20 protein-coding genes are annotated in these 22,847 nt (G+C 33.0%); 8 read left to right on the top strand and 12 right to left on the bottom strand.

The features are described from left to right. Window positions 1-110: 110 nt before the first annotated feature. From ASG22_RS07575 to ASG22_RS07595, 5 genes are all read right to left on the bottom strand, one after another. On the bottom strand, window positions 111-1,514 hold the full coding sequence (locus ASG22_RS07575; RefSeq protein WP_055982689.1) for an MFS transporter: 1,404 nt from the start codon (window positions 1,512-1,514) through the stop codon (window positions 111-113). Window positions 1,515-1,708: 194 nt separating this feature from the next. Further along, on the bottom strand, window positions 1,709-2,521 hold the full coding sequence (locus ASG22_RS07580; RefSeq protein ID WP_055982691.1) for a hypothetical protein: 813 nt from the start codon (window positions 2,519-2,521) through the stop codon (window positions 1,709-1,711). A 242-nt stretch (window positions 2,522-2,763) separates the two neighbouring features. Beyond that, a complete protein-coding gene (gene asnB / locus ASG22_RS07585) occupies window positions 2,764-4,437 on the bottom strand; it encodes an asparagine synthase B (protein WP_055982692.1) in 1,674 nt (557 codons plus the stop codon). Between the two features lie 321 nt (window positions 4,438-4,758). Then, complete coding sequence (locus ASG22_RS07590) at window positions 4,759-6,423, bottom strand: GLPGLI family protein (RefSeq protein ID WP_055982694.1); 1,665 nt, start codon at window positions 6,421-6,423, stop codon at window positions 4,759-4,761. Window positions 6,424-6,626: 203 nt separating this feature from the next. Beyond that, window positions 6,627-7,832 (bottom strand): RsmB/NOP family class I SAM-dependent RNA methyltransferase, encoded by a 1,206-nt coding sequence (locus ASG22_RS07595; RefSeq protein WP_055982696.1) that lies wholly within the window; start codon window positions 7,830-7,832, stop codon window positions 6,627-6,629. Window positions 7,833-7,994: 162 nt separating this feature from the next. Here ASG22_RS07595 and ASG22_RS07600 point away from each other — a divergent pair, with 162 nt between their 5' ends. Further along, on the top strand, window positions 7,995-8,339 hold the full coding sequence (locus tag ASG22_RS07600; protein WP_055982698.1) for a zinc ribbon domain-containing protein YjdM: 345 nt from the start codon (window positions 7,995-7,997) through the stop codon (window positions 8,337-8,339). 223 nt (window positions 8,340-8,562) lie between these two features. On the opposite strand, the gene ASG22_RS07605 is transcribed toward ASG22_RS07600, so the two are convergent. Beyond that, on the bottom strand, window positions 8,563-9,498 hold the full coding sequence (locus tag ASG22_RS07605; RefSeq protein ID WP_055982700.1) for a sulfate/molybdate ABC transporter ATP-binding protein: 936 nt from the start codon (window positions 9,496-9,498) through the stop codon (window positions 8,563-8,565). Between the two features lie 85 nt (window positions 9,499-9,583). Between ASG22_RS07605 and ASG22_RS07610 the strand changes: the two genes are divergently transcribed. From ASG22_RS07610 to ASG22_RS07625, 4 genes are all read left to right on the top strand, one after another. Continuing rightward, the gene (locus ASG22_RS07610) at window positions 9,584-10,243 is read left to right on the top strand and encodes a YceI family protein (RefSeq protein ID WP_055982702.1); all 660 of its coding nucleotides are present in this window, start codon (window positions 9,584-9,586) and stop codon (window positions 10,241-10,243) included. 225 nt (window positions 10,244-10,468) lie between these two features. After that, window positions 10,469-11,479 carry a phenylalanine--tRNA ligase subunit alpha gene (pheS, locus tag ASG22_RS07615; protein ID WP_055982704.1) on the top strand — a complete coding sequence of 337 codons (1,011 nt, stop codon included), beginning with the start codon at window positions 10,469-10,471 and terminating at the stop codon, window positions 11,477-11,479. Window positions 11,480-11,787: 308 nt separating this feature from the next. Further along, window positions 11,788-13,527: a sensor histidine kinase gene (locus ASG22_RS07620; RefSeq protein ID WP_055982706.1), complete on the top strand. Its 1,740-nt coding sequence runs from the start codon at window positions 11,788-11,790 to the stop codon at window positions 13,525-13,527. After that, complete coding sequence (locus ASG22_RS07625; RefSeq protein ID WP_055982708.1) at window positions 13,524-14,165, top strand: response regulator transcription factor; 642 nt, start codon at window positions 13,524-13,526, stop codon at window positions 14,163-14,165. Before ASG22_RS07620 ends, ASG22_RS07625 begins: the two co-directional genes overlap by 4 nt. A 946-nt stretch (window positions 14,166-15,111) precedes the next feature. Here ASG22_RS07625 and ASG22_RS07630 read toward each other — a convergent pair. Then, window positions 15,112-15,882 carry a DUF3108 domain-containing protein gene (locus ASG22_RS07630; protein ID WP_055982710.1) on the bottom strand — a complete coding sequence of 257 codons (771 nt, stop codon included), beginning with the start codon at window positions 15,880-15,882 and terminating at the stop codon, window positions 15,112-15,114. Between the two features lie 156 nt (window positions 15,883-16,038). On the opposite strand from ASG22_RS07630, the gene ASG22_RS07635 reads away from it, so the two are divergent. Then, window positions 16,039-17,094 carry an NAD(P)/FAD-dependent oxidoreductase gene (locus ASG22_RS07635; RefSeq protein ID WP_055982712.1) on the top strand — a complete coding sequence of 352 codons (1,056 nt, stop codon included), beginning with the start codon at window positions 16,039-16,041 and terminating at the stop codon, window positions 17,092-17,094. A gap of 84 nt (window positions 17,095-17,178) precedes the next feature. Continuing rightward, on the top strand, window positions 17,179-17,508 hold the full coding sequence (locus ASG22_RS07640) for a 2Fe-2S iron-sulfur cluster-binding protein (protein WP_055982714.1): 330 nt from the start codon (window positions 17,179-17,181) through the stop codon (window positions 17,506-17,508). A gap of 258 nt (window positions 17,509-17,766) precedes the next feature. Here ASG22_RS07640 and ASG22_RS07650 read toward each other — a convergent pair whose 3' ends face one another. The 5 genes from ASG22_RS07650 to ASG22_RS07670 all read right to left on the bottom strand — a co-directional run bounded on the left by ASG22_RS07650 (window position 17,767) and on the right by ASG22_RS07670 (window position 22,071). Continuing rightward, window positions 17,767-18,642 carry an HNH endonuclease signature motif containing protein gene (locus ASG22_RS07650; protein WP_055982717.1) on the bottom strand — a complete coding sequence of 292 codons (876 nt, stop codon included), beginning with the start codon at window positions 18,640-18,642 and terminating at the stop codon, window positions 17,767-17,769. A gap of 2 nt (window positions 18,643-18,644) precedes the next feature. Continuing rightward, a complete protein-coding gene (locus ASG22_RS07655; protein WP_055982720.1) occupies window positions 18,645-19,226 on the bottom strand; it encodes a TIGR00730 family Rossman fold protein in 582 nt (193 codons plus the stop codon). Window positions 19,227-19,424: 198 nt separating this feature from the next. Further along, window positions 19,425-20,870 carry an aminoacyl-histidine dipeptidase gene (locus ASG22_RS07660; RefSeq protein ID WP_055982721.1) on the bottom strand — a complete coding sequence of 482 codons (1,446 nt, stop codon included), beginning with the start codon at window positions 20,868-20,870 and terminating at the stop codon, window positions 19,425-19,427. A gap of 87 nt (window positions 20,871-20,957) precedes the next feature. After that, window positions 20,958-21,449 (bottom strand): hypothetical protein, encoded by a 492-nt coding sequence (locus tag ASG22_RS07665; RefSeq protein WP_055983472.1) that lies wholly within the window; start codon window positions 21,447-21,449, stop codon window positions 20,958-20,960. 16 nt (window positions 21,450-21,465) lie between these two features. Further along, window positions 21,466-22,071 carry a hypothetical protein gene (locus tag ASG22_RS07670; protein ID WP_055982723.1) on the bottom strand — a complete coding sequence of 202 codons (606 nt, stop codon included), beginning with the start codon at window positions 22,069-22,071 and terminating at the stop codon, window positions 21,466-21,468. A 156-nt stretch (window positions 22,072-22,227) separates the two neighbouring features. Between ASG22_RS07670 and recR the strand changes: the two genes are divergently transcribed. Further along, window positions 22,228-22,842 carry a recombination mediator RecR gene (recR, locus tag ASG22_RS07675; protein WP_055983475.1) on the top strand — a complete coding sequence of 205 codons (615 nt, stop codon included), beginning with the start codon at window positions 22,228-22,230 and terminating at the stop codon, window positions 22,840-22,842. Window positions 22,843-22,847 lie beyond the last annotated feature (5 nt).

Raw genomic sequence — 22,847 nt, forward strand, 5'->3', positions numbered from 1 at the left:
GGAAAAGCAAGGAAAAAAAAGATATAGTGGATAGCGGGAAATAGCTTCTTAAAAAGAAAGTCCACATTATTGAGAATAATTCTTAGACTCTGCTCGGGATGACACTGCTATTATTCTTCTTTAGATTGCATATTTTTTCCGTCTGAGATATGAAGCCTGCGGAAAACAAAGCCCGAGATAATCGTTAAAATACCCACAGTCAGAAATGTAAGTCTAAATGCGTTATGAATTTCTCCTGCGATGAGATCGGTATTTTCAAATATCTTTAATACAATCAATCCAAACGCAATCCCAAAACCAATTGCAAGCTGTTGATTTACTGAAATTAGCGAATTTCCGCTGCTTGTCTGGAAATTTCTAAGGTCTGCAATCGAAATGGTATTCATCGAAGTAAACTGGATAGAATTGAAAAATCCTAAAATTGCAATTATGGGGATAAACCAATATAAAGAGGTATGAATGTCGGGAATTGATAACAGACAAATCAGTACTCCAATGACAAAAGTATTGACCATTAAGGTCTGTCTGTAGCCAAATTTATCTAAAATTTTAATCACATAAGATTTTCCAAACATCGCTGTAATTGCCATCGGGGCAATAATCCAGCCGGAAGTAACAGCAGATTGTTTGTAAGCAATTTGGATCATTAATGGTAATAATAAAGGAACAGAGCTGATTCCCAATCTTGTTGCTAAATTTCCGACAATTCCTACACGGAAAGTTCTTACCTGAAATAAATTCAGAGGAAAAATTGGACTGCTGTCTTTTTTTGCATGTCTGTAATAATAATACATAAAGAGAAATCCTAAAATGAAAACCACCAATACCGGAGTTGTATTCTGAAGATCTCCAAAAAGTTCTAATGAAACAGAAAGTAGGAGAGAAGCTGCCGCAAAGATCAGGAAACCTTTTAAATCGAAATCGACTTCACTTGCTTTGTAATTAGGCATAAACTTTATGGCCAAAACAATTCCTAATATTCCGATCGGAATGTTAATAAGGAAAATCCAGTGCCATGAAAGATAATCTACCATGTAACCACCCACTAGAGGTCCTAAAACCGGTCCGATTAATGCGGGAATAATGGCAAAGTTCATGGCTTTTAACAATTCGCTTTTATCAAAAGTTTTAATTAGAGCTAATTTCCCGACAGGCGTCATCAAACTTCCGCCAACACCCTGAATTACTCTGGAAATTACAAGTTGGGTAAGATTTTGAGATGAGGCACAAAAGAAGGATCCTAAACTGAAAAGAATCAGAGAGAAAATAAAAACTTTCTTCGTTCCGAACCTGTCTGCCAAAAATCCGCTTGCAGGCATAAAAACAGCCAACGTTAAAACATAACTGATGATCGCATTCTGCATATTAAGCGGAGATTCCTTTAAATCTCGTGCAATGGAAGGCAAAGAAGTATTCAGAATAGTAGAATCTAGCATCTGCATGAAAATCGCCGTAGCAAGAATCAGAGGAAGAATCTTTTTTATCGAATTGGTTTGCGGAGGTAATTCTGGCATATGACTGTACTGGACGTTATTTTAATCCAGATTTATTTTAGTTTGAAAAAATTGGGATTTTATTTTAAAGCAATATTTGTTCCTTTACATAAGTTTAAATGTAAAACTTTACCGAGATTGCTCCGGAATTACGAATGCGATGCCAATTATAATCCAACAAAAAAGTCCTGCGAAATTTCACAGGACTTTTTGATTTATTTTCTAGGTTTTTCTACTCCTTTCCATTCATCACCGGCTTTTCTGTACTGGCTTAATTCGAAAGTTTTGAAATCTTTTGTTTTATATTCGATGTTATCTGTATTTTGTTCAAATGGCATGATGTAATAATAATCTGCATCTGTTTTGTCCGTTTTTGTTCCTTTCTTTACTGTAGGAACGTATTTGGTAAATTTATAGCTCGGAAGATATTGCCTTACTCTCGCATAGAAAGCTTTGTTTTCTTTCTCTTCAGGAATGATATCTACAATATTAAAATCATCCTTAGATTTATTGATCCACAAATAATATGTTTTCTCTTCTCCTAAATTTCTGTTGTTTGAGTTGAAAGCAAATAATTCTTTTGGTACCAATTCCTTGATTTTTTCAGGATCTACTTTTGTGTAGTATTCACCTTTTGAAGGATCAACATATGTTTCAATATTATACATTAACACAGAATTGTTATCTAAATTTTTATTTTTGAAATATTGATTTAAAGATAATTCTGCTGTCGCTCTAAGCTCTTTTCCTCTTTGATCTAACTTTTTAGTAGGGTTCTGAGGATTTACTTTTTTTACAAACTCGTATAAAACTTTAGGTTTTACGTCTTTCAGGTGAGGATAAGTTTTCAGTTGCTCTGCTTTTACCAGCCAGTAATATTGTTGATAAAAGTCGTCTTTATCCTGATCCTTCACACTTTTATACACCATTGCAAGTTTCTTGGAGCTAAGATATTTACCGTATTTTCCCTGTCCAAAAGCAAAAGTCATGGATAATAAAGCAAATAAGAGCGTAATGTTTCTTCTCATTTTTATAAAATTGATATTTTCGTTTTCCAAATATAATTATTTATTAGATATTATTTTTGATTAACAGTTAAATTCTGACAATATTATTATCGTTAATTCAAAAAAAAATCCTGTATTGCTACAGGATTGACAAATTTATGTTTTAGGTTATAGACTTTAGCGCTTAGAATTTAGTTTTTTAGAGTTAATAATTTCAACTTACTATCTTTTAAAAAGGGAGTTATTATGTTAATTTCATAACTCTATTCTTCATAAGACGTTTCGTGTACTTTCACTGCTCTTCCGCTTGGGTCGTTCATTTTCTTAAAAGCTTCATCCCATTCCAAAGCAATAGGAGTGGAGCATGCAACGGAAGGTACAGAAGGAACTGTTGCCGCCGCCGTTTCACTTGGGAAATGTTCCTCAAAGATCGTTCTGTAACGGTATTCTTCTTTGTTTTGAGGAGTATTCAACGGAAATCTGAATTTTGCGTTAGCAAACATTTCGTCAGTCACTTCTTTTTCAGCAACGGCTTTTAAAGTATCGATCCATGAATATCCAACGCCGTCGGAAAACTGTTCTTTCTGTCTCCATACGATAGATTCGGGAAGAATGTCTTCAAAAGCTTTTCTCAATACCCATTTTTCAATTTTTCCTTCAGCAACGTTGATCATTTTATCTTTGGGATTAACAGTCATGGCAATATCCATGAATTCTTTGTCAAGGAAAGGCACACGTCCTTCAATTCCCCAACTCATCAATGCTTTGTTAGCTCTCAAGCAGTCATATAAATGAAGTTTGCTTAATTTTCTCACCGTTTCATCGTGGAATTCTTTCGCATTCGGAGCTTTATGGAAATACAAATATCCACCGAATAATTCATCTGCTCCTTCTCCGGAAAGAACCATTTTTATCCCCATCGATTTAATGACTCTTGCCAAAAGATACATCGGTGTAGATGCTCTAATTGTTGTCACATCATACGTTTCCAAATGATAAATTACATCACGGATGGCATCCAGACCTTCCTGAACCGTAAAATTAACTTCATGATGAACGGATCCGATATGTTCAGCCGCTTTTTTCGCTGCTGCCAAATCCGGAGAACCGATCAAACCCACCGCAAAGCTGTGCAATCTCGGATACCAGGCTTCCTGCGTGTCACCACTTTCAACGCGTTGTCTTGCAAATTTTGCCGTGATGGCAGAAATCACTGAAGAATCCAGACCGCCGGAGAGAAGAACTCCATAAGGAACATCACTCATCAGTTGTCTGTGAACAGCATCTTCTAGTCCTTTTCTTATTTTTGAAATATCGGTTTCGTTATTTTTTACATTATCAAAATTTTCCCAATCTCTTTTGTACCATTGCTGAAGTTCGCTTCCGTCTTCACTATATACTAAATGTCCGGGTAAAAATGTTTCGATTGTTTTGCAAACGCCTTCCAGTGCCTTCAGTTCTGAAGCTACATAATAGTTTCCGTTTTTGTCCCAACCGTGATACAGTGGGCAAATTCCCATATGATCACGGGCAATTAAATAAGTATTATTTTCGGTATCATATAAAGAGAAAGCGAAAATACCGTTTAGTTTTTCAATGAAATTTTTACCGTACTTTCTGTACAATGCTAAAATAACTTCACAGTCAGATTCGGTTTGAAAATCATAATCAGGAAATTCTTCCTTTAATTCTCTGTGATTATAAATTTCTCCGTTTACCGCTAAAACTACTTTTCCGTCTTTTGTAAATAAAGGCTGCTTTCCCGAAGTTGGATCTACAATAGCCAATCTTTCGTGAGAGAAAATCACGTTGTCATCCTGAAATACTCCGCTCCAATCCGGACCTCGGTGACGAATTTTTTTTGACATTTCTAGTACCTGAGGTCTTAATATTTCAGTTTTTTGTTTGGCATCAAACAAACATACAATTCCACACATTTTATATCGTTTTATTGAAGCAAAAGTATAATAGTAGTTTAAAAATAACAACAAAAAATTTAATTAAGTTAATATTTTTAATTAAATTTTATATTTTAAAGAAAATTTTAAACTATTTGAGGCTAAAAATGTTATTTTAATTGATTTTTTTAACCTTATAAAGAATAACCATACTTACATACGAAATAAAAATTATATATTTATTAATGTATGATAAGTAATTTTATAAAAATAAACCTTTACTTTGTAGCTCGAAATAATTTTTTTTCATCATTTGTGTTTTTACCTTCTCGCAATTCATTTTGCGAGAAGGTTTTGTTTTTATTCAACCCCTAATAGTGTTCCCGAAACATTCCATGCACTGAAATAGGTTGCTTCTGAAGGACCTTGGGGGATTTTTATTTGTATGCTGTGTTTTCCGGCTTTTAAATCACCAAGCTGAATAAAATTTGGATTGGTAATTGTCCCTGGGCACCAGTTTGATCTGCTTAAATCTGACGATGAAAGCCCATCCCCGAAATTTCCAGAAGCGGGATTGTACAAACGGTAAGAACCACAGTCTGTTCTCCATGGTACAAAAGAGTAGGTCATTTTTCCATCCAAAAAGATAGAATTCGCTTTTGGAATGAATTCGTCACCATTTTCCCAACCGCCGTGTCCTGTTGTGATATATCTTAACTGGGCATTTTTAAGATCTTTTTTTAACGTAAATTCTACAAATAATCCTTTATCATTATTAAACATTGTAGAATAATCCTGTCCCGCCATTTCCATAATATTCAATGTATTGAAAAGTGGAATTGCCGTGTTATTTTTGTTTACAGTCTGGTCGCTTTTGTGAATTGTAATTTCCATACTTAGCTTGTGACCGCCCTTATCATAATTTCCAATAAATGCACCGACCCAGATCTCTTTTTCTGATAATAACGGTTTCAGTTCGGTAATATCCTGACGATACGGACTTATGGTTTGCCAGGTTTTATTTTTTAATTGAAGGTTATTAAATTTATTAACTCCAAAAGCAGTAAAAAATCTCATCATTTCAACGGCAGGATTATAATTTTCCGTTGTCATAGTTCCGTAATATTGCTTCCCATTTCCGTTTTCATAGACGGGCAGTGTTTTTATACCTTTTTCCAGTCCGTCGAAAAAAGATTGTGATTTGTCCTGCGGAATCATAAAAACAGTTCCTGTTCTGTCATAAGCATCGCCGTTGGATTGTTGTTTCACTTCAGTGAAAATTAATTCGCCATCCGATATTTTTGGAAACTTAATTTTTTTAAGGATAATGGTTCCGTTGGCAAATCTTTTTATGTTTTCATTAGATTTAGATTCTTCTGAAAAATTAATGGTTTCGTTATCAAAAACTTTCAAAGTGGTGAATTTGCTTTTCCAGACAAGATCTCTGTAAGTTAGCTGATCTGTAGAGTTGATGGAGCCTTTTAAAAGCGTCTCAATATCAGTTTTTTTAACTTTTTTAATGGAGCTTGCCGTAACTAATGAATTTTTATTTCTTTCAATTTCTAAAACAAAGCCTAAATTTTGCCCGACACTTGAAGGTCCGCCCTGAATTTTCAGATCATTGGTATACCAAACTTCAATTGTATTTGAATTGATTTTAGTAATCGCTTTTTTGCAATTATACCCTAATATTTTTTTCGTTTCATTAGTCAGTTCAAAATTCTGTTTTCCAATTGCTTCTGCATCTGAAGTTGAAATGATTTCGTTAGGTTTTAAAAATGCATAAGAAATTATCGTGTTAGAAGGTTTTTCAATTTTCGTCATTTCAAACGGAAATTCTGCTTTTTGTTCTCTGATTTTATTATTCAGGATAAAATTTTCCTTTTCATTTGCCCAAACCAAAGTCGGAGATTGTTCTTTTGAAACTTTGCCGTTGAATGAACTGATGTATTGAACTTCGTAAGTCTGCGCAAAAGACAGAGAAAATAAAAATGTAAAGAAACTTAATAAAATTCTTTGATGCATAATTTAAAATAGTTTTCCACAAGGATAATTATAGTAAAGTATCGGTTTGTGAGTTTTAAAATTAATTTATAAATAAGTATAAAGATCAGCCTGTAAGTTACATTTATCAGTGATAAATAAAGCTTTGCTGTAAAATTTTCTTTTAGGAAATAAAAAAACTACTCCAAAATAGAGTAGTTTATAAGTTTTATATTGAGCTTAATTTAAGAAACTCTTTCAATTAAAGCCATATAGAATCCATCGTAACCCTGACTAGGCATTACTTTTTCATCTTTCAGCATTTTGAAGTTCGGATTATTTTTAACAAATTGCTCAACTTGTTTGTTGTTTTCAGAAGGTAGAATAGAGCACGTTGCGTACACCATTTTTCCACCTACTTTAAGCATTTTAGAATAATCCTGAATAATCTGCTGTTGTTCTTTTTTAATTCTGTCGATAAAATCCTGATCGATTTTCCATTTGCTGTCCGGGTTTCTTTTCAAAACTCCTAAACCGGAACATGGCGCATCGATCAATAATCTGTCCACTTTATCATGAAGTCTTTTGATCACTTTAGTGTCAGAAATCATACGTGTTTCGATGTTATGAGCTCCGGCTCTTTTGGCACGACGTTTTAATTCAGCCAACTTCCATTCGAAAATATCTAAAGCAATAATTTGTCCTTTATTTCCCATTAAAGCAGCTAAGTGAAGAGTCTTTCCACCAGCACCAGCACAAGCGTCAACAACTCTTTGTCCTTCTTTCACATCTAGGAAATATCCGATTCTTTGTGAAGAAGCATCCTGAACCTCAAATAATCCTTCTTTAAAGGCTGTTGTAAGAAAAACATTCTTTTTCTCTTCTAATTGCACTGCATCAGGATAATTCTTAATAGGATAAGCAACCACACCTTCAGCAGAAAGATCAGCAATAAGCTCTCTTGGGGTCGATCGTAAAGAATTTGCTCTTAAAACTGTAGGAGCCTGCTCGTTCAGGGCTTTCATTTCTCTTTCCCAATCTGCACCTAATTCTTTTTCCAATGTTTCAGCAAGCCACTCAGGGATGGAATATTCGATAGCTTTTGTAGGAACTGTATTTTTTTTAAGCTTAGTTAGGATATCGGCGATTTTTATTCCGTCAAATTCTTCAAATTTTTTATAATTTGTTTTACTCCAAAGCAGATAAGCCATGATCAATTTATAAATATTATTAGGTTTTACACCTTCTCCCATATAATATTCAAGGCGTTTTTTCCAACGGATAATATTGTAGAAAATTTCAGAAACTACCGCTCTGTCCTGGCTTCCCCATTTTCTGTGTGCTTTTAAAAGTCTTTCGATTACTTTGTCGGCGTATTTATTTTTCTCGAAAAATGTTTCTTGTAAAGCATCGTGAATTCCGATGGCTAAGTTTCTGTGAATAAGTTCCATAAAATTGGGTTCTGCTATTTTGAATCTGCAAAAATACGAATTTAAGTTGAGATACAAGTTTTTGGAGTTTAGTTTCATAATTTAGTCTAGGAGATGATTTCATATCGTATCCCTAAGTCTGCAACTCATTTTAAAATCTTACCTTTGCAAAAAATTTAAAATATGAGTGATACTGTACTTTGTCCTAAATGCGGCTCCGAATTTACTTATCCAAGTGACGATGTGATGGTTTGTTCGCAATGTTTCTATGAATGGAATCCTGAAGAAGCTGCATCTGAAACTTCGAATTCCGGACAAATTTTAGATTCAAACGGAAATGAATTACAAGATGGAGATTCTGTGGTTGTAATTAAAGATTTACCGGTAAAAGGTGCGCCAAAACCAGTAAAAGCAGGAACTAAAGTTAAAAATATTCGTCTGAGACCAGACAGTGATCATAATATTGATTGTAAAATTGATGGTTTTGGATCTATGGCTTTGAAATCAGAATTTGTGAAAAAAGCATAAAAAAAGGAAAAGATTGGACAGGGTAATCTTTCAAAAGAGTCGATTGTCCCATTTTGAAAGAGACTAATTTTCGTCTTAGGAGGCAGAAAGAGAATTAACCAAAAATTTCCTTATGCTTTAGAGATACAAATGTAAGAAAAGATTAAACTCAATTCTTATGTTTGTATTTTTTTTATTAAAATTTAACAGTGTAAATGTAAGAAGATGTGCTGATTGTGGAGATTTAAACGAAAGAAATCATAATTTCACCAGCTATTTCTTCATCTGTATACATAACAATTTGCTTATTTTTTGCTTTCACTTTATTCCAATAATGATTTCCTGCAAATCGGCTTTCCAAAACTTCAGCTGTGATGCCGTTTTCTGTAATTTTTATTTCTTTAGGATAATAGGAAAATTTCGAAATCTGAAAATCCGAAATTTCTGTATCATTAAAAATATTGACTTCACCGAAAAGTTTAGCGACATAAGAATTGTAAGGATTTCTGAAAGTCTCTTCAGGTTTGTCATTTTGAATTAGTCTGCCGTCCTGAAGCACAATAATCTGATCCAACCACGGAATAATATCCTCAAGCTCATGGGTGGAAATCAGTAAAGAAATATTATTTTGCTTTACATATTTAAATAATTTTTCTCTTAATTCAATTTTTCTGGGAAAATCAAGATTACTGAAAGGTTCGTCTAAAATGAGAAGTTTCGGAAGCACAGAAAGTGCTCTTGCCAATGCAACTCTCTGCTGCTGACCGCCACTTAGATATTTAGGTAAAATATGCGCATAATCTTCTAATCCAACAACTTCCAGAAGTTCGGCAACGGTTTCTTTTTTCTGGTTTAAATTAATATTAGAAATAAATTTCCCTACATTTTCTGCCACGGTTGCGTAAGGCATCAGATCGAAATTCTGAGCTACAAATTTCATTTCTGCTTCTCCGGGAACAAGATTGCCTTTGGGACCAAAAAGTTTTTGACCATTAAAAATAATTTCTCCGCTTTCCCAATCCAAAAGACCGTAAATCAAACTTAGCAATGTTGATTTTCCGCATCCGCTTTCACCTGCCAATGCAATAATTTTACCTTCCTCAAATCTTAGATTAAGGTTCTGAAACAAGGGTTTTTCTTTGGAATATGAAAATTGAAGATTGTTTATTTCTAATAGCATATTACAAATGTATGAAATGAAATGTTTCTAGGAAAGGATGTTTTTTTTTATTATATTAGCAGTAGTATTTTAAAAATTACAAATTATGAAGAAAAGGTTGTTTTCGTTACTTATTCCGGCATTCTTTGCAAGCGTTACTTTGGTTTCCTGTAAAAAGGATAAGCCGCTGACGAGCGAGAATAATGAGGTTTCAACAACGAAAGACGGCAATGAGTATATCGTTGATACTTTGAACAGTAAAATCGAGTGGAAGGGCTATAAAATTTTTAAATCTGAAAATACAAGTCATTTCGGCACCATCAAATTTGAAAGTGGAGATGTTACAGTAAAAGACGATAAGCTGGAGAGTGGAAAATTTGTTGCAGATATGAATTCTTTAACGTCTGTTGATCTTAAAGACAAAGCCGAACAATTAGAAAAATTAAACGGACATCTGAAAAGCAACGATTTCTTTGAAGTGGAAAAATTTCCTACAGCTTCTTATGAAATTACAAAAGTTGCGGCATCGGTAGAAGGTGATTATAATACACTTCTTGATGGTAATTTAACAATCAAAGGAATCACAAAACCTGTTCAGTTTAAGGCAAATGTTTCTGTGAAAAACGGAGAAGTAAGCATTGCTTCAGAACCTAAAGATATTAAAAGAGAAGAGTTTGGAGTAAAATTTCAGGCACCTGCTGAAAATGGTGTTATCAAGGATGAGGTAACTCTTCAGATCAATATAAAAGCTTTAGAAAAAAGATAAAGATGAATTCTTACTAAACTTATATATACTGTAGGATATATTCTAACTGTAGTATTTTTAGTTCTTATTCGTCTTTTCAAGAAGATAAAGAAATAATTTTTTTATTTAAGTGAAATAAGTGATTGAAGTCTGTCTCCCGAAAAAGAGGCAGATTTTTTTAACATAATTAGGAAAATTATTTAATTGAAAAATCGTATTTTTGCAAAACATTTAGAAAGGTATAAAATGATAGAAAAGATCGAGGAACTACTGGTTGAGGTAAACAGCTTCAGTGCTACGTCTAAAGAGGAAATTGAAAACTTCCGAATTAAGTACAATGGTAAAAAGGGAGTTTTAAATGATTTCTATGAAACTTTAAAAGCTGTTCCGAACGATCAGAAAAAAGATTTCGGACAAAAAATCAATACATTAAAAATCGCTGTTAATAGTAAATTGGAGGATTTTAAAAATTCTTCTGAATCTTCTGTTATCCTTGAAAAAGAAGATCTTACAAGACCTGCTTTTCCTTTGGATTTGGGTTCAAGACACCCTATTAATTTGGTGAAAAACAGAATTATTGAGATTTTTAAATCTATCGGTTTTGCAGTTGCAGACGGCCCGGAAATCGAGGACGACTGGCACAATTTTACCGCTCTTAACCTTCTTGAATATCACCCTGCGAGAGATATGCAGGATACTTTCTTCATTGAACAAAATCCGGATATTTTGTTGAGAACACACACTTCTTCCGTACAGATTCGTTATATGGAAGAAAATCAGCCACCGATCAGGATTTTATCTCCGGGAAGAGTGTTCAGAAATGAAGCGATTTCTTCTCGTTCACACTGTATTTTCCATCAGATTGAAGGATTATACATTGATGAAAATGTTAGTTTTGCAGATTTGAAACAAACGATTCAGTTTTTTACCACAGAACTTTTTGGTAAGTCTAAAATCAGAATGAGACCTTCTTATTTCCCGTTCACAGAACCAAGTGCTGAGATCGATGTATATTGGGGATTAAACTCTGAAACAGATTACAGAATTACAAAAGGGACAGGATGGCTTGAAATTATGGGTTGCGGAATGGTAGATCCTGCCGTTTTGAAAAACGTAAATATTGATTCTGAGAAATATTCGGGATATGCATTCGGAATGGGAATTGAAAGAATTACCATGCTTCTTTATCAAATGAGTGACATCAGAATGTTTTTCGAAAATGACATCAGAACCTTGGAACAGTTTAAATCACTATAAAAGTTTAAACTTTATATAAATTAATCCTGTGGAAATTTTCACAGGATTTTTTGTTAATTGAGAAATAAATTCTTCTTTACAAAAGGGAGATTACAAAATCAAAATTAATAATACCCGGCAAAGCAATTCAAAAATCTAACTGATTATCTGAAAACGGTAAAAAATATCATTATCAAAGGGCTATAAAAGAAATTTATTTCTCCCAAGGGATTGATATTTTTTTTAATTTTACAAATGTTTAACTTTAGCTGTAAAAAGTTTTATATCGTTTTACAATTAGGTTAAAAATAGTTTAAACGAACACAAGCATGAAATCAAAATCTGTTCCTTCGAAGTTATCGAATTTTAAATTGAGAAAAATTGTTCATTATTCGCTTATCCTGTGTATTTTGCTGATACAGATAACGATAGCGGCATTTTTTTATAATGAATTTATTACCAAGAAGAATCTGACTTTTATTGAAAATCAGTTAAAAGAGATTCATTCCTTAGAAAACTTAACTGATAATTCCAAAAATGAGCTTTCCAATGCACAGGGTTTTCTGCAAAAATATGTTGTAAGTGAAAATGACCAGTATCTCAAATCTTATTTTCAGTCTTTAAATAAATTAGGAGAAAATTTAGACAGCATCAGTCTTTATGAAAGTAAGTATCCCAGATTAAAGAATATTCTTACCACTAAAAAGAATGACTCATTAGAGATTAAGAAACTAAAAGTGCTGATTGATTCAACGTATCAGTTCTCTACAACGTCTAATCTTCAAGCAAAAAATGATTTGCCTCAATTAAAAAAGTATAATTTAGGAAATAGTTTAGACAAATTTGATTTTAATGTAGAGACGAAAACATTTGCCGATACGGTTAAGAAAAAAGGATTATTCGGACGTTTGGGAGATGCAATTTCCGGAAAGGAAAATGTACGTAAAGAAAGCACTGTAATTACTGTAAATAAAGGAAAAGCTCCAGATGCTGCTATGTTAAAAGCTGAATTGGACAGTATTATCAATTCAGTGGATAATCATTATTCAAAAGAGATAAAAAAGATTCAGATCAACGTTGTTGAAAAACAGAATAATAATGGGAAGGTTTATAAAATGTTCAGTAATCTTTTGCTTTACAGTAACGGTTTGATGAGTATTTATGAAGTTGCCATTAAAGATTCTAAGTCGGATCTTGAGAAGGAATTTAACAAGCAGAATTCAAAAAATAATAAAATCAGAACCTATTTAATATTCGGATCGATGATTTTGATGTTTGTTGTTTCAATACTGATTATGTTTCTGACGAGAATTGCATTTATATATGAAAGAAAACTGAAAGCCGCCAATCAACAGATTAATGAAAACCTGAATTTTAAAAACAGAATTCTGGGAATGTTGAGCCACGAATTGAGGTCTCCATTAAAAATAATCGGTCTTTTCATCAATAGAATTAATAAAAAAACGGATGATGAGAAAATTAAAGAATATCTTAAATCAATCAGTTTCACCAATGATACTCTGCTGATACAGGCAAATCAAATCTTAGAATACACCAAAAATCAGGCGGTAGAAAATAAATTGACTCCGGTAGTTTTCAATCTTAAAAATGAAATTACCTCCATCTTAAATTCTATTGAACCTTATATAGAAACGAGAAACAATACTTTTGTTATACACGAAAAGATAGCTCCGGAGCTTATTATTTATTCCGATAATAAAAAAATTAATCAGGTTTTTATGAATATTCTTGGGAATGCTAATAAATTTACTGAAGACGGACAAATCACTGTAACCACAATTGCAGAACCGATAAATGAAGATGTAATAGTATTAACCACAAAAATAACAGATACGGGAGCAGGGATTTCAAAATCTGATTTGGAAAAAATATTTGAACCATATTATCAGGGAGTTTTGTCTGAAGATGTAGAAAATCTTGGGGCCGGGTTGGGATTGAGCTTGTGTAAAGAGATTATTGCCTTATATTCGGGAACTATTTCTGTAGAAAGTGAGGTTAATAAAGGGACGACTGTTACTTTCACGGTTAATTTAAATATTAATAAATGAATCAATTAAATAAATCTGTTACCATTTTATTGGCAGACGATCATAGTCTTATCAGACAGGGAATTATTTTTCTCCTTGAAGATCTTGATTGGGATTATGAAGTTTTCCATGCGTCCAGCTTACAAAAAGCGGTGGAATCCGTAAAAGAAAATCAGATAGATTTATTAATAATTGATGCTCATTTTCCTGATGGCAACAGCCTAACTGTCTTGCCTGAAATCAAAAGAATACGTCCTGAAACCAAAATCCTCGTTTTTACGGGAATTGATGAAAGCACACATTCGTTAAAATTCATGAATGCCGGAGCCAATGGGTTTCTGAGCAAAATGAGTGAAGAAGATACGGTAAAAGAAGCCATTCTAAAGATGTTGAATCATGGTGAATATATTTCTCCTGTCACACAGGCTTTATTGATCAATTCTATCCATAACCGTAACCTTATCAATCCGCTGTTGTCTTTAACGGAAAGAGAGCTTCAGATTGCAGAAATGTACGCAGAAGGATATGGTAATCTGGAAATTGCGAATAAACTGGATGTGAAACAAAATACCGTAAGTACGATTAAAAAAAGGATTTTCGATAAACTGAAAATTGAAAATATCGTAGAACTGATCGATCTGATTAAAAATCATCATTAAAGCCTTTAATGATTAAAAATATGAATCGTTGTAGATAAATATCTACAACTGTTGCGATATATATCTAAATCAATTATTCTTATCGTATATCCATCTCTTCCTATCTTTGAATCAAATAAAAACAACAAAATAATCACTGAAAAAAAATGAATTCAGCCTTCACAAAAATTATTAAAAACACACATGTCCTTTAAAAAATTATATTGGTTTTGACAAAACACAAATGATGAAAACAAACACAAATGAAGTTGAAGGCTGTAATGATGAAAAAGAACAAATTTCGGTTTTAAAACACTGATGATGAAAAATTTAGGTATCATAATTACAGAGTTTAACCACTCTGTAATTGGTACTTAAAAAAACAAAACACAAAAACACACAAATAATGAAGAATGCAAATGCCTAAAAATTAATGTTTCGATCTATTAAACACTAATGATGAAAATTCAAAGTATCATGATTACAGAGTTTAACCGCTCTGTAGTCGATACTTAAGAAAACAAAACACAAAAACACACAAAATGATGAAGAAATACAAATGCTGAAAAATTAATATTTCGATCTCTTAAACACTAATGATGAAAATTCAAAGTATCATGATTACAGAGTTTAACCGCTCTGTAGTCGATACTTAAACAAACACAAAACACACCAGCTTTATAATTAACCTTACAAAAAGCAATGATGAAAAATCAAACCTCCGGAATTTCCGGAGGTTCTTTGTTTTTAATTACTGACCTAAGAAACAAAACATAATTAAAAACTAGATTGTATTGAAAAATTTACTATTGTTAGAATTGTCATAACATTTAATATTCTATTTATGAACTATAAAGATTATCTTAATGTTATAAGTAAGACAATAAGGATCTGAAAACTATTACATGTAAAAAAAAATATGCCTGAAAATTTTTCAGACATATTTTAAATAAGATTAATACTATTTTTATTTTGTAAATCTTAAAGGATATTTCACATTTTTAAAATCATCAATACTTGCCTTTAAAGATCCTACAGCTAATTCTGCTTTTAAAAGCATAGGGACGTGGTTGGCATCATTACTAACCCACATCGTTACCCCTTCTTTTTCTTTGAAAACCCTTCCGCTTTTTACCGACGGTATTATTTTCAAACAATTAATTGTTCCAAATTTTGTTTTAAGATTTTCCGTTCCTGTTACTTTTAGTTGGAATGGGAACATTTCATCATCAATCCATACATTCATATTAATAATAGTTCCAACTCTTAATTCGGCAGAACTTTTACTTCTCAAATAGTAAAAGCAAGATAACATATCCTGAACTCCTCTTACAGATCTTATAACTTTCGATCCGTTTGCCGGAGTTTTTTTATCAGTTAAAATTAGAGTATTATTGTCATGATTGAAGACCGTTTCAAAATGCTGACGGTAGCTTCCTTCCTTCACATTTCTTACATAGAAGCTGGGAAGTCCGGTATTCATATTGATATAACTTTCATAAAAATCTTCTACTTTAAAAAATGCTTTTACTGCACCGGTTGTTGCCCCGGTTCCTCTTACATGAAGATGCGGAACACCTCTGTAATTAGTTTTCTGAGCAACAAGATTAGCCGTTCCTGCGTTCAGAAATCCGTAATGAATTCTTAATGTAATAGACTCACCATCTGCAATATTATCTATCTGACCGAAGCCTAAAAAGAATACAAATAGGGTTAAAAGATTCAAAATTTTCTTCATAAGTAAATTTTTACAAAAAGGTTGCCAATTTTAAAAACGCTAAAATTAAAGGGATATTTGATAAATCTCAGTTTTTTATTTAGAATGAATTAAATATGCTTCGCATTAAAATTAGTAAATTTGCAGCCACAAGTATAATTAAATTATCTTATTATTATGATAACGACCGATATATTGATCATAGGAGCCGGCCCGACTGGACTTTTTGCTGTTTTTGAAGCAGGTTTATTAAAAATGAAGTGTCATATTATTGATGCACTTCCTCAACCGGGAGGACAATTGGCTGAGCTTTATCCAAAGAAACCTATTTTCGATATTCCAGGTTATCCGTCTGTAAATGCAGGTGAATTGGTAGATAATTTAATGGAACAGATCAAGCAGTTTCAACCGGGATTTACTTTGGGAGAAACGGCCATTTCTTATACTAAAGTTGATGATGAATGGTTTGAAGTGGTTACTAATAAAGGAACTGTTCACAGATGTAAAGCAATTGCTATTGCCGGTGGTTTGGGAACTTTTGAACCTAGAAAGCCGACGATGGACAATGTTACAGATTACGAAGAAAAAGGATTAGAATATTTTGTAAAAGAACCTGAGCATTTCAGAAATAAAAAAGTAGTAATCGCCGGAGGTGGAGATTCTGCACTGGATTGGAGTGTTTTCTTATCGAATGTAGCAAGCGAAGTTACGTTGATTCACAGAAGAAACGAGTTCCGTGGAGCTTTGGATTCTGTTGAGAAAGTTCAGGATTTGAAAAATCAGGGGAAAATTAAATTAATTACTCCTGCAGAAGTTACAGCGATAAAAGGTGACGGAAAAGTAGAAGCAATTACGGTTGCAGTTGACGGTCAAGATCCTTATGATATAGAAACTGATTATTTTATTCCATTATTTGGATTGACTCCAAAGTTGGGTGAAATTTCTCAATGGGGATTAAATATCGAGAAAAATGCAATTGTTGTAAATAATGCTTTAGATTATCAAACCAATATCGAAGGAATTTACGCAATCGGAGACATCAACACGTATCCTGGAAAATTGAAGTTGATTCTTTGTGGTTTCCACGAAGCGACTTTGATGTGCCAGAGTGTTTATAACAGACTGAATCCAGGTAAAAAATTCGTATTAAAGTACACAACAGTAAGTGGTGTAGACGGATTTGACGGAAGCAGAAAAGAAGCTGAGAAAGCGGTTGTGAAAAAAATTGACTAAATTTGTTGCCAATTGACGGGGATTAGTTGTTAGTTAAAACTTGCTTTTACCATCAACTTACCAATAATTAAGAATCAACAAAAAATGAGCGATATAAATATAAAAATCACCGATAGGGAAGGAGTTACCCATGATGTTGTAGCGCCAACGGATATGTCCATGAACTTAATGGAAATCATCCGTTCTTATGAATTGGCAGAAGAGGGAACAATCGGAGTTTGTGGAGGAATGGCGATGTGTGCTTCTTGTCAGGTTTACGTGATAAACGATCCCGGACTTGAGCCAATGGGCGATGAAGAAGATGCCATGCTCGGTGAAGCTTTCCATGTAAAAGAAAACAGCAGATTGGGTTGCCAATTGCATATGGCGATGGAAATGGAAGGGCTGGAAGTGGAAATTGCTCCTTATCCTTAGAAATTTTTAAGTTAAAATATAAACCTCCCGAAGATTTTCTTTGGGAGGTTTTTTGTGATTAAATAAAATTTTGTTTCCGAAAATTATTATCCTCGAAATAACTTCCAATAGCTAAACAACTAACATTAATCAATATATTTTTATTGTTATAAGTTATGCTTTTAACGAAGCAAATTGTAGTTATTACTTTTTTGCCCATTAAATGACTTCCCCATGCTGAATTTGGGGTTGCTTCATAAGCGTCAAATTCAAATTCAATCATGATACCTTTCTTTTTATAATAACAAATTCTTTTTGATTAATTCCATTTGTTTTTTTTGTAATATTCTTAAAATAAAATCCGATTTGAATAGAGATATAGCTACCAACTTTTACGAGAGATTTTATTTGTTCTCTACTAAATTTATCAGTTAAATCTATCAATGAAATATTTTGCAAAACATTATCGAAAAGTTCTTTCATATAATTGTATAATAAATAACCATCACTGAAACTATAAAACTGGCTTTTAAAGCTATCTTTTATTCCAAATGTACCTAATTCATTTATTAAACCTAATTCTTTTGTTATTTTAGAAAATCTATAATTTTTATAATCTAAATTACTAGCAAAAAATAATTCGAAAATTCTATTATGATTAAAGTAATCCCATCTAGCTCCATCAATTAATGTTAAGCCTAAGATAGCTTTCGCATCTGAATTTTTTACTGAATTTAACCATTCACTTTTTGCATGTAGAATATCTACTGGTTTCAAGTTTAGACTTAGTCCTTTTTTAGTATGTGCATCATTATGATGCTCTAAACATAACACAACAAGATTTTCTTCTGAATGATCTTTTCTATAATGCCATTCTTTAATATGATGAATGATGATAGATTTATTATTATTTCTACAAATACAACAAGTTCTTTTAGAATCGTAAAGCAATTTTACAATTGTTTTCGTAGGTATTGGTGGTCTATCTTCTTTTAAAATATTAGATATAATTTTTTCAGGGATGTTTATTTTTAATAACGAGTCTTTATCTAAATTTTTCAATTTTGTTAAATTATATCCATTTTCTAAAAGCTGTTTTGCTAAATTTGAATCAAATCCTCTTGAAAGTAAAGTATTAAACGACCTATTATTCATAATTAAACCTTCTCTTTTGAAATCCACTTCCCAACCGTTGGAGCTTCATAATTTTTCATCATTTCCAACAAATCTTCAATATCATCACTAATCAACAGCATATCACGATTAATCTGCTTTAAAAATCCTTTATCAACCATCGTTTGGACCAACTTAATTAAATCATCATAAAATCCATCAATATTGAAAAGAGCGATAGGTTTTTTATGAAGTCCGAGTTGTGACCACGTGATCATTTCGAAAAACTCTTCCATCGTTCCGTAGCCGCCGGGAAGAACGATCACGCCGTCGCAAAGTTCATTCATTTTGGTTTTTCGCTCGTGCATGGTTTCCACTAAAATTAATTCTGTCAATCCTTTATGAGCAATTTCTTTGGATTGTAAAAATTGGGGAAGAACGCCGATTACTTTTCCGTTATTGTTCAAAGCTCCGTCTGCAACGGCTTTCATTAATCCCGTGTTTGAACCTCCGTAAACCAATTGTATATTTTGTTGTGCTAAAGTCTGCCCAAGTAAAGTTGCCTGTTCTTCGAAAATAGAATCCGAACCAAAGCTTGATCCGCAGAATACTGTGATGCTTTTCATTGTTTAAAATTTGTTTTAGTTAGATGCTTCGACAGGCTCAGCATGACATTTCTCTAATACTGACTGTATTATTTAGAAAACAGTTTGTAGCGGTGTCATGCTGAGCCTGTCGAAGCATCTCATCTTTGTTTTTTTTAATAAACTAAAAATATCCAAAATCAAGCGACTTTGGATATTCAATATAGCAATTTTGCAATTTTATTTTAAAGGAATATTCGCTAAAATTTCTTTAGTGAAACTCCAGAATTTCTGTGTAGAAGAAATATTCGCTTTTTCATCCGGAGAGTGCGCCCCACGAATCGTTGGTCCGAAGCTTACCATTTCCATTTCAGGATAATTGGCTCCGATAATTCCACATTCCAAACCTGCATGACAAGCTACAACGTGAGGCTTTTCTGTGAACTTTTCGACATAGATTTTCTCCATCAACTGAACTATTTCAGAACCAGGTTTTGGTTTCCAACCCGGATAAGAGCCGCTGAACTCGGTATTCATTCCTGCTAATTCTGCTACAGATTTCAATTGTTCTGCTACAGAATCTTTTGAAGAATCAACAGATGATCTTGAAAGGTTTAAAATTTTTAATCCACCTTCTTTTAACTCAACTCTTGCTACGTTGTTTGATGATTCAACAAGATCTTTTACATCCGGACTCATTCTGTAAACACCATTATGAAGGGATTTCAAAGCCAAAATAATTTTCTTTGAATCTGTTTCTGAAATAGCTTTGTCGGAAGAAGTTGTATTTTCAATATTAATTTGAAGATTAGGCTCTACGCTTGCAAATTCTTCAAGGATTTCTTTTTTAAGACCGTTTGTTAGTTCTTCAATGAATTCCTGAGCATTTCTCACGGAAGCAATCGCAACACCTTCTCTTGGGATCGCATTTCTCAATCCGCCGCCGTCAATAGAAATTAACTGGATATTTTCTTTTTCCAAACCTTTATACAAAAGTCTTCCTAAAATTACATTCGCATTTCCGAAACCTTTGTGAATATCCATTCCGGAGTGACCGCCTTGTAATCCTTTCACTTCAAATCTTACAACTTGTCCCTGAATATCAACTTTTTCATAATTTTGAGTGATCGTTACATCGATTCCTCCTGCGCAACCGATATCGATTTCATCATCTTCTTCTGTGTCAAGATTTAATAAGATCTGCCCGGTTAATTGTCCGGGTTTTAAGCCTAAAGCTCCCGTCATTCCGGTTTCTTCATCAATGGTGAAAAGAGCTTCCAAATCAGGGTGAGGAATATCTGAACTTTCCAAGATCGACATGATGGTGGCAACGCCTAAACCATTATCAGCTCCCAACGTAGTTCCTTTTGCCTTTACCCAATCGCCATCAACTTCCATTTTGATTCCTTCTGTATCGAAATCAAAATTAATATCGTTGTTTTTTTGACAAACCATATCCAAATGTGATTGAAGAACAATAGATTTACGGTTTTCCATTCCTGAAGTGGCAGGTTTTTTAATGATTACGTTTCCTACTTCATCAACGGTGGTTTCCAATCCTAGATTCTCACCAAATTCTTTGATGAACGCAATTACTCTTTCTTCTTTTTTTGAAGGTCTTGGAACTGCATTTAATCTGGAAAAATTTTTCCAGATAATCTGCGGTTCTATATTAGATAATTCCATGAAATTTATTTTTATCAAAATTACGAAATAAAAAATGCTTCTGTAAATTCAGAAGCATTAATTTTTTATTGTAAGATCGTAGTTAAATCAACATCCGCATTCCCCGTAAATAGGCATTATAACAATTGTTCCGTCAGGTTTTTCAATAGTTAAAGTTCCTTCAAATAATAAGGCTTCTTCACCTTTTATTTTCTTGCCTTTTACAGAAATTTTATAATTATCGCTTTCAATTTCTTTACTCAGTTCTTCATCCACTTCCATATCGCTTGAAGAGATTAATTTCATTGCCAGTCTTTTACCGTCAAGCTTCATATAAGCAGTTTTTCCGGCATCGTCGGCATAAATATATTTTTCTGCTTCGAAATCTGCTTTATTTTTCGCAAAATAGCATGAACATTCTTTAATTTCTTTTGGAAAAGGAATGGTTTCAACTAAAATTTTTGCTGAAGAAGTATCGGTAACAACAGAATCCTTAATTACTTTTACAGAATCTGTAGAAGTAGAATTTGGAACTGCCTGTTGCTCCTTTTTGCAGGAAACCAACAGAATTGCTGAAACGAAAACGATTATATATTTCATTGTTGTGGTGTGTTTTTTATCCTCTTGATCTTTCAAGAAGGGTCATCATTAATAAAGAAAGGATTACTGCACTTTCTTCATCGTCATCAATATCAATTAATCTGTCTAATTGAAATCTTCTTCCGAAAAATGAAGGCATTTTTTTAAGTTTGAAATAAGCTTTTCCGTCAACGCCTTCAACTGTATATGTTGGATTAAGGAAATATCCTGTAAACATCCCGATAATCGGAATTTCGCCAACCATGCTGTCAAAAAATCTTACCCATGCGCTGTCTTCCTGAACTTTGAATTTTGGCTGATCGTTGGTGTCAAGAATGTCATAGCTCGCTTTCCAGATAGAACGCATACCTTTTCTGGCCAATCTTCCAAAGCTTTTTCCTGTAGCCACTTCATTCAAAGAATAAGAAGCATTAAAATCAATCCATTGGTTTGCTTTGATTCTGAAAAGTTCCTTTGATTTGCTTTCGTCATTAAAAACGATTACATCTTCTTTCAGCTTAAACATTTTCTGACGAACGTACGCTACATAGTTGCCATTTCTGTCGGTGATGTTGAAATCACTCGCTAATGTTGAAATTTTAAATTTAAAATCCAGTGGATAATTTAAATTGTTAAGTGCCATTTAGTTTATTTTTCAAGTTAATATTTAGGTAGGTCAAAGATAATAGTTTTTTTTAAGTTCGAATGGTGGGTGGTGAATTATGATTGTCGTATTTTGATAATGATAACAGATAATTCACATGAAAAAATTCTCAACTTTAATTCTTATTTTTGTGTTATGGATTATCCGAGTAAAGTTTTGGCGAAAGCCGTTGATGAGATTTCCGGATTGCCCGGAATTGGTAGAAAAACCGCCCTGCGTCTGGCATTGCATTTACTAAAGCAGCCGAATTCCAGAGCGATGACTTTGGGGAATTCTTTAATTAACCTTGTTAATGAGATAAAATATTGCGGCGAATGTCATAATTTTTCCGATTTTGATGTTTGTGAAATCTGTAATAATCCTAAAAGAAGTGATGAGGTAATTTGTATTGTGGAAGATGTACGAGATGTAATTGCCATTGAAAATACAGGGAAATACACAGGGAAATATCTGATTTTAGGCGGGAAAATTTCTCCAATGGAAGGAATCGGTCCCAATCAGCTGAATATTTCAAGTATTGAAAAAAAACTAAATAACGGAGTTGTTAAAGAACTGATTTTTGCTTTAAGTGCAACGATGGAAGGTGATACAACTGCGTATTATATCTACAAAAAATTCAAAAGCTTTAATGTAAATTTTTCAAGCATTGCAAGAGGAATTTCTGTGGGTGACGAACTGGAATATGCAGATGAAATTTCTTTGGGAAGATCGATTATGAACAGATTACCTTACAACGAAGGGAATTCTTAACATCA

It is taken from the genome of Chryseobacterium sp. Leaf405 (genome assembly GCF_001425355.1).
Taxonomy (GTDB): Bacteria; Bacteroidota; Bacteroidia; order Flavobacteriales; family Weeksellaceae; genus Chryseobacterium.

Bases quoted from the DNA above. Each gene is read 5' to 3' on its own strand.
- ASG22_RS07575 (WP_055982689.1), bottom strand. From the start codon at position 1,514: ATGCCAGAATTACCTCCGCAAACCAATTCGATAAAAAAGATTCTTCCT.
- ASG22_RS07580 (WP_055982691.1), bottom strand. From the start codon at position 2,521: ATGAGAAGAAACATTACGCTCTTATTTGCTTTATTATCCATGACTTTT.
- asnB (WP_055982692.1), bottom strand. From the start codon at position 4,437: ATGTGTGGAATTGTATGTTTGTTTGATGCCAAACAAAAAACTGAAATA.
- ASG22_RS07590 (WP_055982694.1), bottom strand. From the start codon at position 6,423: ATGCATCAAAGAATTTTATTAAGTTTCTTTACATTTTTATTTTCTCTG.
- ASG22_RS07595 (WP_055982696.1), bottom strand. From the start codon at position 7,832: ATGGAACTTATTCACAGAAACTTAGCCATCGGAATTCACGATGCTTTA.
- ASG22_RS07600 (WP_055982698.1), top strand. From the start codon at position 7,995: ATGAGTGATACTGTACTTTGTCCTAAATGCGGCTCCGAATTTACTTAT.
- ASG22_RS07605 (WP_055982700.1), bottom strand. From the start codon at position 9,498: ATGCTATTAGAAATAAACAATCTTCAATTTTCATATTCCAAAGAAAAA.
- ASG22_RS07610 (WP_055982702.1), top strand. From the start codon at position 9,584: ATGAAGAAAAGGTTGTTTTCGTTACTTATTCCGGCATTCTTTGCAAGC.
- pheS (WP_055982704.1), top strand. From the start codon at position 10,469: ATGATAGAAAAGATCGAGGAACTACTGGTTGAGGTAAACAGCTTCAGT.
- ASG22_RS07620 (WP_055982706.1), top strand. From the start codon at position 11,788: ATGAAATCAAAATCTGTTCCTTCGAAGTTATCGAATTTTAAATTGAGA.
- ASG22_RS07625 (WP_055982708.1), top strand. From the start codon at position 13,524: ATGAATCAATTAAATAAATCTGTTACCATTTTATTGGCAGACGATCAT.
- ASG22_RS07630 (WP_055982710.1), bottom strand. From the start codon at position 15,882: ATGAAGAAAATTTTGAATCTTTTAACCCTATTTGTATTCTTTTTAGGC.
- ASG22_RS07635 (WP_055982712.1), top strand. From the start codon at position 16,039: ATGATAACGACCGATATATTGATCATAGGAGCCGGCCCGACTGGACTT.
- ASG22_RS07640 (WP_055982714.1), top strand. From the start codon at position 17,179: ATGAGCGATATAAATATAAAAATCACCGATAGGGAAGGAGTTACCCAT.
- ASG22_RS07650 (WP_055982717.1), bottom strand. From the start codon at position 18,642: ATGAATAATAGGTCGTTTAATACTTTACTTTCAAGAGGATTTGATTCA.
- ASG22_RS07655 (WP_055982720.1), bottom strand. From the start codon at position 19,226: ATGAAAAGCATCACAGTATTCTGCGGATCAAGCTTTGGTTCGGATTCT.
- ASG22_RS07660 (WP_055982721.1), bottom strand. From the start codon at position 20,870: ATGGAATTATCTAATATAGAACCGCAGATTATCTGGAAAAATTTTTCC.
- ASG22_RS07665 (WP_055983472.1), bottom strand. From the start codon at position 21,449: ATGAAATATATAATCGTTTTCGTTTCAGCAATTCTGTTGGTTTCCTGC.
- ASG22_RS07670 (WP_055982723.1), bottom strand. From the start codon at position 22,071: ATGGCACTTAACAATTTAAATTATCCACTGGATTTTAAATTTAAAATT.
- recR (WP_055983475.1), top strand. From the start codon at position 22,228: ATGGATTATCCGAGTAAAGTTTTGGCGAAAGCCGTTGATGAGATTTCC.